Origin of the sequence: Microbispora sp. CL1-1, assembly GCF_012034195.1 — a bacterium.
Taxonomy (GTDB): domain Bacteria; phylum Actinomycetota; class Actinomycetes; order Streptosporangiales; family Streptosporangiaceae; genus Microbispora.
On the sequence record NZ_JAATEK010000005.1, the window covers coordinates 13,442 to 27,630 of the forward strand.

Below are 14,189 nucleotides of genomic sequence, written 5' to 3' on the forward strand. Positions count from 1 at the left end.
CCAGAATCGGCATGCGAACTCCTCACAAGACCGCGGAAATCAGTAACGGCACGCGATCTCACGGGCTTTCGCGAGGTCGTCGTGGTTGTCCACCTCGACCCACTCGACCTTGCCGATCGGGGCGACGGCGATCTTCTCGCCGCGCTCGACCATCTCCTGGTAGCCGTCCTCGTAATAGAGCTGCGGGTCGCGCTCGAACGTGGCCTTCAGCGCGTCGGCGAGCCGCTCGGCCGCGCCCGGCCGGATGAGCGTGGCGCCGATGTACTCGCCGTACGCGTCGGCCGGGTCCATGAGCTTGGTGATCCGCTTCAGCCGGCCGTCCTCCAGGGTCACCTTCATCTCCTCGTCCGCCAGCGACTTCACATCGTCGACGGCGAGCAGGATGTCGGAGGTGTTCTCTGCGGCCAGCAGGGTCCGCTCCACCGACACCGGGTGGACGGTGTCGCCGTTGACCAGCAGCGCGCCCTGGGAGAAGTAGTCGCGGGCGCACCACAGCGAATAGGCGTTGTTCCACTCCTCGGCCTTGTCATTGTGGACAAGCGTGAGCTTCACCCCGTGGCGCCGCTCCAGGTCGGCCTGCCGTTCCCGTACGGCCTGGGCCTGGTAGCCGACGATCACCACGACCTCGCGGAGGTCCACGGCCGCCAGGTTGCGCAGAGCGATGTCGAGGATCGTGGTCTCACCGTCGACCGGCACCAGCGCCTTCGGCAGCGTGTCGGTGTACGGCCGCAGGCGACGTCCGGCCCCGGCGGCCAGCACCATTCCGAGCAATTTCCCGCACTCCTTGAGGTCGAGCGTCAGACAGTAACCCCAAAGGTTAGTTGGCTCGGCACCCCGATTGGGTAATCCACCGTTGGTCTGACGTTAATCCTGGGCCGCCGGTTCCACCGCCTCGTCGGGAGTGCGGGGTGCGGCGAGCCAGCAGGTCACGCTTTCCCAGGCGAACAGGCACCACAGGTAGAGCGCCAGCAGGACGAACACGACGGGCACCAGGCCGAGCAGGCCGCCCAGGGCGACGACCAGCATCCGGCCGTCCCAGCCGAGCCCCGCCGTCGCCAGCCACGGCGGCGGATACACGTGCTGGCGCAGCCGATAGACCGTGTCGTAGTGATGGAATGCCAGCGCGCCGAGCAGCGCGACGATGATCACCGGCGGCACGGAGCGGGCGAATCCGGCCGAGGCGATGAAGCCATACTCGGTCAGCCGCAGGATCGGGGGCGCCAGCCAGTCGAGCCGACCGTCGTGCCGGTGGGCGCTGCCCGCCCCGGCCAGCAGCAGCGCCACCGCCGGGGCGAAGACCGCGAAGTCGTCGGCCCCGGCGATGCCGAGCACGAGCAGCACGGCGGTCACGAAGGCCCCCGCGATCGCGGGCGGCAGCGGCGGGAGCTGCCCGGCCACGAGCAGCCCCATCGCCTTCGACAGCGGGCCGTCGTCACGGTTGGCCACCACGACGCTGCGCGGCACCGGCGTCATGTGCACGGAGATCGCGCCCCGCGTCTTCCCGCCCGCCTCCCGGGGCCGACGGCTCATGCGAACGACCTCGCCATCCGCCCGGCGGCCGTGTAGGCGAGGGCCACCGCGCCCCAGCCAAGCAGCGCGAGGAACGTCACCCGCGCGTCGAACAGCGCGGCGGTCACCGAGATCAGCGCCATGCGCTCCCCAATCGGCAGGACGATCATCTTCTTCGCCCAGTAGGCCACGCCCCGCGCGCCGCTCAGCGCGTCGAGCCGCCGCGACAGCGCCAGCACCGATCCGGTGCCCTTCGCGGCGGCCGCGGCGGGCGCCTCGTCCCAGGGCACCGCCATCGAACGCGGGGCCGCCGCCCGCAGCCCGGCCGCCCTGGCCCGGTCGGCCACCGCGCCCGCGTAGGAGAAGTCGACCATGTGGCGGACCGTCTGGAGGATCATCGTGCCCACCGCCAGGGCCCAGATCTCCCACGGCTCCCGGGACGCCGACACGTATCCGGCCGCGAGGCCGACGTACACCAGGTATTCCTTGAACCGGTCGCTGATCGCGTCGAGCCAGCTCCCGAGCGGGGAGAAGCGGCGCGTGTATCGGGCGAGCTGCCCGTCCAGGCAGTCGAGCACGAACGACAGGTAGAGCGCGACGGCGCCGACGACGAGCCCCGCCCTGCCGCCGTCGGAGAACCAGATCGCGGCGATGGCGGCGAAGGCGACCGAGATGCCGGTGACCGTGTTCGGAGTCAGGCCGAGACGGGCGGCCGGGCGGATGAGGTGACGCGACCACGAGCTGACGCAGAAGGTGGTGAAGAAGCCGTCGCCGCTCTTCACCGCGGCGTCGAGCCGGGCCTGCGCCTCGTCGACGTCGGCAAGCTCGCGCACCGCGCGCTCGGCGGCCGGGCGTGTGCCGACCCGCCCGCAGTGCAGGGTGTTCAGCGTGACGGCGTGCACCTGCACGCCCGCCCGCACCAGGCCCGTGAGCAGCAGCTCCGGGACCTCGCCGTCGCCGACCCGCCCGAGGTGGCGGCGCTGGGCCAGGTCGGCCAGGTCCTCGGCGATGTCGGCCAGCCCGGCCAGGTGGGCCTCGCCGACCTGGAGGACGCCGCGGAAGGTGCCGTTGGCCCACTCGACCTCGTGGAAGGACGTGCCCGCCGACACGACGCGGCCCCACTCGGTCCGTACGGGCGGACGCAGCGGGGCCGGGTCGCCACTGGCGACGAGCGCGCCGGTCGGGCGCGCGGGATGTTCGAGCAGCAGCGACAGCGCCTCGGTGTGCGCGACCAGGTCGGCGGCCAGCACGGCGACCGGGGAGGTCGAGGCGCGGGCCGTCTTGGCCACGATCCGCAGGTCCTCGGCGAGCCCGTCGCTGACGCAGATCTGGTGGCGTGGGCCGCCCTCGGCGCTCTTCTCCCACTCTCCGGCCTGGGCGTCCTGGCTCCGGACCACGACCAGCACCTCGCGGACCGGCAGCGTGAGGAGCTGGGCGATGAGCCGCTCCAGGAGGCTGCCCTCGGATCGGGCGCCGTCCGACCAGGGCAGCCCGGCGGCCGGCGAGGTCGCGAGGACGACCGCCACCGTTTCTGTGTCCCGTGACGTACCGGGCTTGCTCGGATCCGCCCCCATATGAAACCCGTTTCACGTTGACCGCACGTGCTCACCTCGCAAAGTAACCGAGTGATCACAAGGTGGCAATCACCTTCTCCGGCTTCCGGCACGGGTATGGTCTCCTCCGGGGAGGACAACATGATCGCCGAATCGCGTCTGCGCAGGGTGGGGGTGGTGCTGGCCGGCGGCGTCGGTCAGCGCGTGGGCCTCAACACCCCGAAACAGCTTCTGAAGATCGCCGGGAAGACGATCCTGGAGCACACCCTCGACGTGTTCGACGGCCACCCGGAGATCGACGAGGTCGTCGTCCTGATGGCTCCCGGCTTCGTCGCCGAGGCCGAGGAGATCGTCAGGAGGAACGGTTACACCAAGGTCGGCCGGGTGCTCGAAGGCGGTGCGAGCCGCACCGAGACGACCTGGCGGGCGCTGTGCGCGCTGGGCGAGCAGGAGTGCGACGTGCTGCTGCACGACGCCGTACGGCCGCTGATCGAGCCCCGCATCATCAGCGAGTGCGTGGCGGCCCTCGAACGCTACGAGGCGGTCGAGGTGGCGATCCCCTCTTCCGACACGATCGTGGTGGCCGCCCCAGGCCCGCGCGGCGACATCATCCGCGACATCCCCGACCGCTCCCGGCTGCGCCGGGGGCAGACCCCGCAGTGCTTCCGCCTGTCGGTGATCCGGGCGGCGTACGAGCGGGCCCTGGCCGACCCCGAGTTCCCCTCGCTGCCCACGACGGACGACTGCGGCGTCGTGCTGCGCTACCTGCCCGACGTGCCGATCTACATCGTGCCCGGCAGCGAGCACAACATGAAGGTCACCCATCCGGTCGACGTCTTCATCGCCGACAAGCTCTTCCAGCTCGCCGAGAACACCGCACCCGCGCTGGACGAGGACGCGTACCGGGCCGGGCTCGAAGGCCGCACGCTCGTGGTCTTCGGCGGCAGCTACGGCATCGGCGCGGACATCGTCGCGCTGGCCAAGGGCTACGGCGCGAGCGTCCACTCGTTCTCCCGCAGCCAGAACGGCGTGCGCGTCGAGGACGTCGCCGCCGTGGAGGACGCGCTCGCCCGCGTGTACGCCGAGACCGGCCGGATCGACTACGTCGTCAACACGGCGGGCGTGCTGCACATGGGCAAGCTCGGCGAGTCCGGGCAGCACACGATCGAGGAGACCATCGGGATCAACTACCTCGGACCGGTCAACATCGCCCGCGCCTCCGTGAAATACCTGATGGAGACCCGCGGTCACCTGCTGCTCTACACGTCCTCGTCCTACACCCGCGGCCGGGCCGACTACAGCCTCTACTCCTCGACGAAGGCCGCCGTCGTCAACCTCACCCAGGCGCTCGCCGACGAGTGGGCCTGCCAGGGTGTCCGCGTCAACTGCGTCAACCCCGAGCGCACCGCCACCCCCATGCGGCTGCGCGCGTTCGGCGACGAACCCGCCGGAACGCTTCTCTCCCCCGCCGCCGTCGCCCGCACCAGCATCGACGTGCTGCTGTCCCGCCTCACGGGACAGGTCGTGGACGTACGGCTCAACCGATGAACACAACCATCAACGGAGGGACGGGCGCCCGCCCATGGGGGGAAACAACAGGGGGCGCAGGGCCCCGCACGCACTGGTCAGGCTGGCCCGGCGACCGGCGCTGAGAGGCCTGGCCGGTGGGCGCAGGGGCGCGTTCACCGCGCTCACGCTCGCGTCCTACCCGGCCCTGCTCACGGCCGCCGTGTGGCCGCTGCCGGCGACGTTCGCACTGCTCGTGCCGCTGTCGTACGCCGCGGAGATCGCGCTGCCCGGCCGGGCGGCGGCGATGCTGAGCCGGGCCCATCTCGGGGCCACGGTCCGCTTCCTGTCGCGTGAGACGGCCGTCGTGGTGATGCTGGCGCGGCTGGCCCCGGGACGGCCGTGGTGGTTCGCGGCGTTCGCGGCCGGGCTGTTCCTGTTCCACGGCCTGCGTGCGGTGCAGACGTGGCTCGCCGAGCACGTCGACCGGCGGCACAACCAGATGCCGGTGGTGACCCGCAACATCGACCTGCCCGCGCTGCGGATCCCGCCCGCGCCGCCGCGCGCGCTGCTCACCTGCCGGGGCGCCAAGCTGCTCTACCTCGACGCGCTCGCGGTCGTGCCGGCCGCGGCCGGGGCGGCGGCGGGCCTGGGCTGGACGGGCGCGGCGGGCGCCGCCGCGGCCCTGGCGCTGGAGGTCGTCGCGGTGGCCCTGCTGCTCGTGCACGCGCGGCGGGCCAGGCACCTGGGCGACCGGCGCCGCCTGCTCGCGGTCGTGGACAAGTGGGTCGCCGCCTACCGGCCCGAGGTCGTCATGTACTTCTCCGGACCGGTCACGGCGGCCTACCAGGCCACGATGTGGCTCGGGACGCTGGAGCGCATCACCCCGAGGACGCTCGTGGTGCTGCGTGAGCGGGCCCAGGTCACGGCCATCGGATCGACGACGCTGCCGGTGGTGTGCGTCCCCTCCTCCGTCGACCTCATGAACTTCCGCGCGCTCGACGGCGTGCGGGTCGCGCTGTTCCCCGCCAACGTCGGCAACAACATCCACATGCTCCGGGTGCCGGGCGTGCGGAGCGTGTTCATCGGCCACGGCGACAGCGACAAGGAGGCGTCCTTCAACCCGTACACCAAGGTGTACGACGAGGTCTGGGTGGCCGGGCCGGCCGGGCGCGACCGCTACCTGCGCGCACAGGTGGGCGTGCGCGACGAGGCCATCGAGGAGGTCGGCCGCCCCCAGCTCGCCGGGGTGCGGCGCACCAGCCCGTACGCCGAGGGGGCGGCGCCGCACCGGACCATCCTGTACGCGCCCACGTGGGAGGGGTGGAGCGACGACCTGTTCCACAGCTCGCTCGTCGCCATGGGCCCCGCGATCGTGCGCGCTCTGCTCGACGAGCCGGTGCGGGTGATCTACAAGCCCCACCCGTTGACCGGTCACCGCTCGCAGGCCGCCCGCACGGCCCACCGGAAGATCATCAGGCTGCTGTCCGAGAGCACCGGCATGCCGCACCTCGTCGTGACCGGCCGCGAGCCGTCGCTGTACGAATGCTTCAACGAGGCCGACGTGCTGATCTCGGACATCTCCAGCGTGGTGTCGGACTTCGTCGCCAGCGGCAAGCCGTACGTCGTGGCCAACGTGGCGGGCCTGCCGGAGGACCGGTTCCGCGAGCGCTACCCGGCGGCCGGGGCGGCCTACCTGCTCGGGCCCGACCTGGCGGAGCTCCCGGACATCCTGCGCCGCCTCGACGTGGCCGGAGAGGACGACATGGCCGCCGCCCGGCGGGCGCTGCGCGCCTACCTGCTCGGCGCCGACCAGCGCGACCCGCTGGCCCGCTTCGAGGAGGCCGTACGGCGTGCCGCCGCCCGGGCCGAGGCCCGCGCCCTCTCCCTCGGACTGAGCGCCCTCGATCCTGTCGTACACGAGTGAACGCGCCGAGGAGAGCTTATGGATGCCAAGGAAGGGCGATACCAGGTGACCTCGACGGTGCCCTTCGGGCGGGAGATCTTCGTCCCCCACCCGATCGGCTTCACGCTCGACACCTCAGTCTTCGAAGAGGTCCTCTAGGCTCGCCCGCTCCGGCTTGGGGCGGGGCTTGCTGAGCTTCGGGGGGCTGGTCAGGAAGCCCGTCCCCCACGAGACGTGCATGGTGGCGTACACCAGCGGCAGGCGGACGAGCGCGGCGCCGGGCAGCCCGCGGCCGGTGAGCACCGAGCCCGCCAGGATCGCGAGGAGATAACCCCCGGGAATGATCAGGCCGGGCAGGAAGAAGGGTGAGACCACCAGGCCCAGCGCCATCGCCGCCACGGCGGCCGGCGGGGCGAGGTAGCGCAGGTTGATCGTGCCCTGGTGGGTGCGGGAGACGACCCGCCGCCAACGGCCGTAGTGGAAGTACTGCTTGGCCAGGGCGCGCACGTTGGGCCGGGGACGGTAGGTGACGCGCATCCTCGGCTGGAACCACACGAGCCCGCCGGTCTCCCGGATGCGGTGGTTCATCTCCCAGTCCTGCGCGCGCAGGAAGTGCTCGTCGTAGCCGCCCACCCGGTCGAGGGCGCTGCGGCGGAAGACGCCGAGGTAGACGGTGTCGGCCGGACCGGCCTCCCCGCCCGTGTGGAACCGCGCGTTGCCCACGCCGATCTTCGAGGTCATGGCGCAGGCCACCGCCTGCTCGAACGGCGTGATCCCCTCGGCGGCCATGATGCCGCCGACGTTGTCGGCGCCGGTCTGCTCCAGCGTCTCCACTGCCGTACGAAGGTAGTCGCGGGGCAGGATCGCGTGTCCGTCCACCCGCGCGACGATGGGGTTGCGGGACGCCGCGATGGCGGCGTTCAGCGCGTTGGGAGTGCGGCCGGTGGGGTTCGGCACGACGACGACACGGCGGTCCTCGGCCGCGATGGCGTCGGCGACCTCCTGTGTGCGGTCATGGGAGGGGCCCACGCTGATGACGACCTCAAGGGGGCCCTCGTAGTCCTGTTCGAGGACCTGCCGTACGGCGTCGCGCAGGTGCCGTTCCTCGTTGAGCACCGGCATGATCACCGACACCGGCGGCCAGGGCCGCGCGGGATTCTGGCTCGACTGTCGCGAGTCGGGAAAGGGCTTCATGGCGGCGCTCACGCTACTGTACGGAGGGGTGGAGACGGCAACCGGAGGACGGGAATGCCCGGCGACCATGAGGAGGACTCCGGCGTCCGCGTAGGGGGCGACGGGTACGGCGGGGTTAGGCTGACGGCGCAACGCGCCCGCCGGCGGAGGACGAGCCTCCGATCCCTGGTCATATCGGGCTCGCTGTCGGGAGTCGTGCTGATCGGCTCGGGCGTGGCGTGGTTCGCGCCGAACTACGCGCTCAACCGCATCCGCTCGGTGGACGCCGGGACGAGCGAGGCCGAATCCACGGGCGCGATGAACATCCTGCTGGTGGGCGTGGACAAGCGCGACAACCTGACCAGGCGCCAGCAGAACCAGCTCCACCTCGGCCGCGACGTCGGCCAGCGCACCGACACGATGATGGTGATCCATCTGTCGGAGGACCACCGCAGGGTGACCGTCGTCAGCCTGCCGAGGGACACCTGGACGACGATCCCCGGCAAGGGCGAGCACAAGATCAACTCTGCGTACCAGTTCGGCGGAGCCAAGCTGGCCGTGAAGACGGTGGAGCAGGCGACGGGCCTGAGCATCAACCACTACATCGAGGTCAACGTGCTCGGGTTCATCGATGTCGTGGAGTCGCTGGGCGGCGTCACCGTCTGCACGCCGGTGCCCATCGACGACCCGAAGACCAGACTGCACCTCCAGCCGGGGACGTACACGCTGGACGGCGTCAACGCGCTCGCGTACGCCCGCACGAGGGCCACGGCGCGCTCCGACCTCGACCGCATCGACCGGCAGCAGCAGGTCATCTCCGCGCTGCTCGGCAAGGCGCTCAGCGGCGGCACGCTCGCCAATCCCGTCAAGCTCACCGGGTTCCTCGACTCGACGTTCAAGACGCTCACCGTGGACGCGGCCCTGCAGAAGAACCTGCTCGGCATGGTGAACCAGTTCAAGACCGTCTCGACCGACGACGTGTCGTTCGCGACCGTGCCGCTGGCCGACGTGAACTACCACACGCCCACGGGCGAGTCCGCGGTGCTGTGGGACAAGACGGCGGCCCGCGACCTGTTCCAGCGGATCGCCGCCGACCAGCCCCTCGTCAAGCCCTCGGCGAAGGCCTCGGCATCTCCCTCGGGCAGCCCCGCCGCGTCGGCCGGTGCTGTGGCCTCCCCTACGCCCTCTCCGACGGCGCTCACGATCCCGCCGGGCCGCATCTCGGTCAAGGTGCTCAACGGCACGCTCATCACCGGTCTCGGCGCGACCACGAAGGCCCGCCTCGTCGATGCCGGGTTCATGGTGCCGTCGCCTCCCGGCGACACGACCCGCCGCGACTTCGCCACCACGGTCATCCGCTATCCGCCCGGCCGCGAGGACTCGGCTCGTACGGTGGCCGCCGCCATCCCGGGCGCCGAGCTGCGCGAGCAGCCCGACGTGGCCGGCATCGAGGTGGTGGTCGGCCAGAAGAACCATGACGTGAAGAAGGTGAAGGTCACCGCGCCGGAAGGCGCCGCCGCGTCCGCGTCGCCCACGCCGCAGGCGACCCCCTCCGCCCGCACCGCCACGCAGAACATCTGCAAGAAGTAACCGCCCGGCCAGCATTCGCGTCGGACCGGCGGCACCGCCACACCCCCTCAAACGCCGTCCCACCCACTGGAGGGCCAACTGATGTCCAACTGAGAGAGCGTCAATTCTTGACGCTCTCTCAGTTAGTTTCAGTGACATGGAACCGGAGGCACTCAGTGCCGTCCTCGACGCCGTCGGCAAAGGCGTGCCGGCGGACGCCCTGGAGTCGGAAACCCTGGACTTCAAACTTGTCGCCGACTCTCCCGAGGCGACCTTCGCTCTGCTCGCCGATACCCTGGTCTGCTTCATCAACGCCCAAGGCGGCACCGTCGTCTTGGGGGTGGACGACAAGGCGACGGTGAGAGCGGACGCCTTGCGCGGCGTGCCCACCTCCTACACCTTGGACGGCCTCCGCAAAGGGGTCTTCGACCGGACGTCTCCGCCGATCACGCCATTCGTCGTGGAAAGGATCGTGGACGGCGTCCGGCTGGTCGCCCTGTCCGTTCCCCGCGGAGTCATGCCGCACAGCAACGCCGCGGGTCTCGCCACTCGTCGCCTCGGCAAGGAGTGCCTTGCGTTTCCCCCCTCGCAGCAGCGCGAGGTCATGATCGCGCGGGGTCAGATCGACTGGTCCGCCGAAGCGTCCGGTGCGGGGCTCGAGGACCTGAGCGCGGTGGAAATCGCCCGGCTTCGTGACCTGCTGGTGGCAGCGGGCCGCGATCACCTCGCAGCGCTGTCCGACCGAGCGATGCTCGAAGCGCTGCGACTCATCACTCCGGACGGCGGTGTCACCAACGCCGGGGTCCTCCTGCTCGCCGACGAGCGGGTGCTGCGCACCGTGGTCCCCAGCTACGGATACTCCTATCAATTCCGCCCCACCTTGGGCAGCGAGGCGACGGGCAGGAGCAGAGGGACCCGGCCCCTGCTGGCGGCGCTCGAAGTGATGTCGGACGCGGTCGCCACGCGCCGGGAGATCCACCCGCTCACGATTTCCGGCGGTGTGCAGCTCCAGCTCACCGACTATCCGCAGGACGCCGTACGAGAACTGATCGTCAACGCCTTCATCCATCGTTCCTACGAGACCAGTGGGACGGTGGACATAGAGCACTCCCCCGAACGGCTGGTCATCACGAGTCCTGGAGGGCTTGTCGCCGGGGTCACCCCGGACAACATCCTCACGCACCCTTCGACGCCGCGTAACCGGCTTTTGACCGAAGCCATCTCCACTCTGCAGTTGGCTGAGCGCACGGGGCAGGGCATCGACCGGGCCTATCGGGAGATGCTTCGTGTGGGCAAGGAACCTCCGTCAATCGAAGACAGCGGCACCCTCGTGCGCGCGACGCTCTCCGGCGGCATCGGCAACGATGCCTTCGTCCGCTTCGTCGGCGAGTTGCCCGCGAAGGCGGCGCGCGATGTCAACGTCCTGCTCACGCTGTCGCATCTCCGCCGCGACAGCGCGATCGACGCGCTCCGGCTCGCCGCCGTGATCCAGCGTCCTCCCGAGGAGGCCCAGGAAGTGCTCATGTCGATGGCGGAGGAGCACGGTCTGCTGGAGCCGAGCAGACGCACCGCCAGAAAACTGTTTCCCACGTATCGCCTGCGGGCCGAGACGGTCGCCGCGATGTCCCGGGCAATCACCTACCGGCGCCGGGGTGTGGACGGGATGGACCAGAAGATCATCGATCACGTTCGCGAGTACGGCTTCGTGACGAACCGCACCCTGCAGCGCCTCTTCGACATTCAGGTGTACGCGGCGCGCGACATGCTCAACGACCTGCGTGCACGCCGGATTCTCGAGAAGATCGGAGACGCGCGCGGCGGGACTGGAGTCAGGTATGGGCCAGGGCCTGCCTTTCCGCGCTGAGTGACCGGTGGCGTGATCTGGCGGTCAGGCGTACGTCCACGGACTCGTCGCCGTCGCGCTCGCACCACAGGGCCAGGTGCCGGTCGGCGGCCTCCCTGGCGATGGCGGCCGGGACCGGAGGGGCCTCAGCCGGACGCGCTCGGGGCGTAGATGTCGTCGAGGCCGATCAGGCGGATACCGGGGTCCCCGGCGGCCGAGGCCAGCAGCTCGGCGGGCCGCGAGGAGGTCGCGGGCGCAGGCCGGCATAGAGGTGTAGTTCACAGAACTGTACTTCTGTGAATCTCCCCGCTCGCGAGCGCGCTGCGGACCGCGTCGAGGAGGGTGGCCGGCTCTCCGGTCCGGTACGCCTTCCTGGATGTGGTTCATGACGTAGCCGAAGGCCAGGCCGGTCGCCGGGTCGGCGAAGCCGAGCGAGCCGCCGTAGCCGGGGAACCCGCGGGCAGGAAGCGGTTCACCTGCGCGCGGGACGCGGCACGGGTGGGGGGTCCCCCGGCAGGCGGAGCGTGCGGTGGACCATCTGGTGCAGAAAGGTGCGGAAGCGCCACAGCGCGCCGGGGTGCTTGTGGTCGTATCGCTGGCCCGACCTGTCGTACACGCCGCTCTGCACGAAGCTGTGCACGCACCAGATCACCGCGTTGATCGTGTAGTCCACGTCCACGTCCGGGGCGGTCACCATCGGGGAGATGGTGTCGATCACGAACTGCGCCGCCGGAGCGGCGTACATCGGCTCCAGCTCGGGGATGTCGGTGGCGTCGGCGAGCCACCTGTGGGTGTAGAGCGCCGGATATTCCGGCTGGTTGCAGCAGAAGTCGATATATCGGTCGAGAAGCCGGTGCAGGGCGACGATCTTCTGGTCGGGCGGGGCGCCGACGATGTCCTTGATCCCTTTCTCCAGGACGGCGTTGTGGGCGCTGTTCATGAAGTCCATGACCTCGAGATAGATCTCTCGCTTGTCGCCGAACTGCCGTTTGATGTAGGCGACGTCAGTGCCCGCGGCGTCGGCGATCTGCCTGAGGTCCGTGCCGTCGTAACCCAGCCCGGCGAACAGGCGGGTCGCCACCTGGAGAACGCGGTCGGACAGGTCCCCGTTGCCCGTACCCGTCATGCGGTAGTCGGTTCCCCCGTGGATCCCCCCTAATCACCGTATGGCGGGCCCGGTTCGGAACTGTTCCGGACACTTGCCGGGCTTGTGCGGGTTCGCGGCGGGCAGGGATCTTCGTGGGGTTCTCTTCAGACGCTCCTCGCGAGACGCCTACGGAGGTCCCGTCGTGCACCGATCATCCGATCCGGAGGGCGGATCGAACCTTCGGTTCGGCTTGCTGGGCCCGGTCGAGGTCAGGAGGAACGGCAGGCCGGTCCCGCTCGGCTCGCCCAAACAGCGCGCCCTGCTGACCGCGCTGCTGCTCGAACCCAATCGGGTCGTGTCGATCGACCGGCTGGTCATGGCGGTGTGGGACGAGGAGCCGCCCCGCTCGGCCGTCGCCAACGTCCGCACCTACGTCAACCGGCTGCGGGGGACGCTCGGCGACGGCGACCGGCTGACGGCCCGGCCGCCCGGCTACGTCCTCACCGTGCACCCCGGCGAGCTCGACGTCAGCGAGTTCGCCGACGCCCTGCGGCAGGGCAGGCAGGCGCTGTCGGCCGGGCGGCCGGAGACGGCGTTGCGGCACCTGTCGGCGGCCCTCACGCGGTGGCGCGGCGCGCCGGCCGAGGACGTGCCCAGGTCGGCGGCGCTCGGCCCGCGCCTGGACGCGCTCGCCGAGCAGCGCTGCCTGGCCCTGGAGGCGCAGGCGGAGGCCCGCCTCATGCTGGGCGAGCACGCCGACGCCGTGCCGGAGCTTCGGGAGACGGTGGCCGCTCATCCCACCAGGGAGCGGCTGTGGGGCAGCCTCATGCTCGCGCTGTATCGCACCGGCGACTCCGCCGCCGCGCTCGCCGCGTACGGCCAGGCCCGCGCGTTCCTGGCGGAGGAGCTGGGCGTCGAGCCCGGTCCCGAGCTGGCCGAGCTGCACCGGCGAATCCTCCGGCGGGACCCCGCCCTCGATCCGTCCCGTCCGGCCCCCGTGTCGGAGGCAGGGCCGACACCGGTCGCGGGCCCCGGAAGTCTCGTGAGTCTCGTGGGCCGCGATGCGGAGCTGAACGAGATCGTGGCCGCGATCACCGCCGCACCCCCGCGGCCCGTCCGGCCGGTCGCCGTGCACGGCCCTGCGGGGGTGGGCAAGTCGGCCCTCGCTCTGCACGCCGTACGGATGGCGGCGCCGGCCTTCCCCGGCGGCGTGTTCCACGTCGACCTGCGGACCCTTCCCCGGCCCGGCGCGTACGAGACGCCGGCCCGGCTGCTGGGACTGCTGGGACTGGCGGACGACGAGATCGCCGCCGACCTCGACGACGCGGTGCTCCAGCTCGGGAACGCCACGGCCGGCAGGCGGGTGCTCGTCCTTCTCGACAACGTGACCGACGAGGGGCAGGTGCGCCCGCTGATCGGCGCCTGTCCCGGCTGCCGGTTCGTCATCACCAGCAGGACGGTGCTCGGGGCGCTCGACGACGTCGACCATCTGCCGCTCGCTCCCCTGACCGACGACGCGGCGTACGAGCTGCTGGTGCGGCTCTGCGGCCGGGACCGGGTCGATCCCGAGCAGGTGAGGAGGGTGGCCCGGCTCTGCGACAACCTGCCGCTCGCACTGCGGATCGCGGGCAAGCGGCTGGCGGTCCGGCGGGAGTGGACGCTGGCGGCGTTCGCCGACATGCTGGCCTGCGAGGAGCACCGGCTCGACCTGCTGACCTGCGGCGACCTTTCCGTACGCAGCGCCCTCGACCTCGACTACCAGGCCCTGCGGCAGTGCGGGGGGACGGCGAACGGCAGCGCGCTCGCCCTGTTCCACCGCCTCGGCGAGCGTGGCATGGCCGACTGCGGGTCGGCGACGGCGGCGGGGCTCCTCGGCCGTGACCGGCGTACGGCGTGGGCGGCACTCGGCAGGCTGGCCGATCTCCGCCTGATGAAGCCGATCGCCCCGGACCACTACCGGATGAACGACCTCACCCGCCTGTACGCCATGGAAATCGCCAGAACAGCAGAAAAACCCGCGAACGGGAATTCGGCCGTCTAGGG

The 14,189-nt window shown here is 71.0% G+C and carries 10 protein-coding genes; 5 read left to right on the forward strand and 5 right to left on the reverse strand.

What is annotated here, in order from left to right:
* Positions 1 to 39 precede the first annotated feature (39 nt).
* From HCK04_RS07805 to HCK04_RS07815, 3 genes are all read right to left on the reverse strand, one after another.
* Positions 40 to 771, reverse strand: a complete 732-nt coding sequence (locus tag HCK04_RS07805; RefSeq protein ID WP_142622796.1) for a phosphocholine cytidylyltransferase family protein — start codon at positions 769 to 771, stop codon at positions 40 to 42.
* Positions 772 to 864: 93 nt separating this feature from the next.
* The gene (locus HCK04_RS43435) at positions 865 to 1,530 is read right to left on the reverse strand and encodes a DUF5941 domain-containing protein (RefSeq protein ID WP_142646385.1); all 666 of its coding nucleotides are present in this window, start codon (positions 1,528 to 1,530) and stop codon (positions 865 to 867) included.
* Positions 1,527 to 3,035, reverse strand: a complete 1,509-nt coding sequence (locus HCK04_RS07815; RefSeq protein ID WP_260617161.1) for a CDP-alcohol phosphatidyltransferase family protein — start codon at positions 3,033 to 3,035, stop codon at positions 1,527 to 1,529. The genes HCK04_RS43435 and HCK04_RS07815 overlap by 4 nt, the downstream gene beginning before the upstream one ends.
* A gap of 168 nt (positions 3,036 to 3,203) precedes the next feature.
* Between HCK04_RS07815 and HCK04_RS07820 the strand changes: the two genes are divergently transcribed.
* Together HCK04_RS07820 and HCK04_RS07825 are read left to right on the forward strand one after the other, a co-directional pair.
* Positions 3,204 to 4,610 (forward strand): bifunctional cytidylyltransferase/SDR family oxidoreductase, encoded by a 1,407-nt coding sequence (locus tag HCK04_RS07820; protein ID WP_185948938.1) that lies wholly within the window; start codon positions 3,204 to 3,206, stop codon positions 4,608 to 4,610.
* 34 nt (positions 4,611 to 4,644) lie between these two features.
* The gene (locus HCK04_RS07825; protein ID WP_142646389.1) at positions 4,645 to 6,495 is read left to right on the forward strand and encodes a CDP-glycerol glycerophosphotransferase family protein; all 1,851 of its coding nucleotides are present in this window, start codon (positions 4,645 to 4,647) and stop codon (positions 6,493 to 6,495) included.
* 114 nt (positions 6,496 to 6,609) lie between these two features.
* Here the strand turns inward: HCK04_RS07825 and HCK04_RS07830 are convergent, their stop codons facing one another.
* Positions 6,610 to 7,668: a glycosyltransferase family 2 protein gene (locus HCK04_RS07830; RefSeq protein WP_142646391.1), complete on the reverse strand. Its 1,059-nt coding sequence runs from the start codon at positions 7,666 to 7,668 to the stop codon at positions 6,610 to 6,612.
* Positions 7,669 to 7,722: 54 nt separating this feature from the next.
* Between HCK04_RS07830 and HCK04_RS07835 the strand changes: the two genes are divergently transcribed.
* Complete coding sequence (locus HCK04_RS07835) at positions 7,723 to 9,237, forward strand: LCP family protein (RefSeq protein ID WP_142646393.1); 1,515 nt, start codon at positions 7,723 to 7,725, stop codon at positions 9,235 to 9,237.
* Positions 9,238 to 9,373: 136 nt separating this feature from the next.
* The gene (locus HCK04_RS07840; RefSeq protein ID WP_142646395.1) at positions 9,374 to 11,080 is read left to right on the forward strand and encodes an ATP-binding protein; all 1,707 of its coding nucleotides are present in this window, start codon (positions 9,374 to 9,376) and stop codon (positions 11,078 to 11,080) included.
* A gap of 451 nt (positions 11,081 to 11,531) precedes the next feature.
* Here the strand turns inward: HCK04_RS07840 and HCK04_RS07845 are convergent, their stop codons facing one another.
* Complete coding sequence (locus tag HCK04_RS07845) at positions 11,532 to 12,185, reverse strand: TetR/AcrR family transcriptional regulator (protein WP_142646397.1); 654 nt, start codon at positions 12,183 to 12,185, stop codon at positions 11,532 to 11,534.
* A gap of 163 nt (positions 12,186 to 12,348) precedes the next feature.
* On the opposite strand from HCK04_RS07845, the gene HCK04_RS07850 reads away from it, so the two are divergent.
* Complete coding sequence (locus HCK04_RS07850; protein ID WP_168065726.1) at positions 12,349 to 14,187, forward strand: BTAD domain-containing putative transcriptional regulator; 1,839 nt, start codon at positions 12,349 to 12,351, stop codon at positions 14,185 to 14,187.
* Positions 14,188 to 14,189 lie beyond the last annotated feature (2 nt).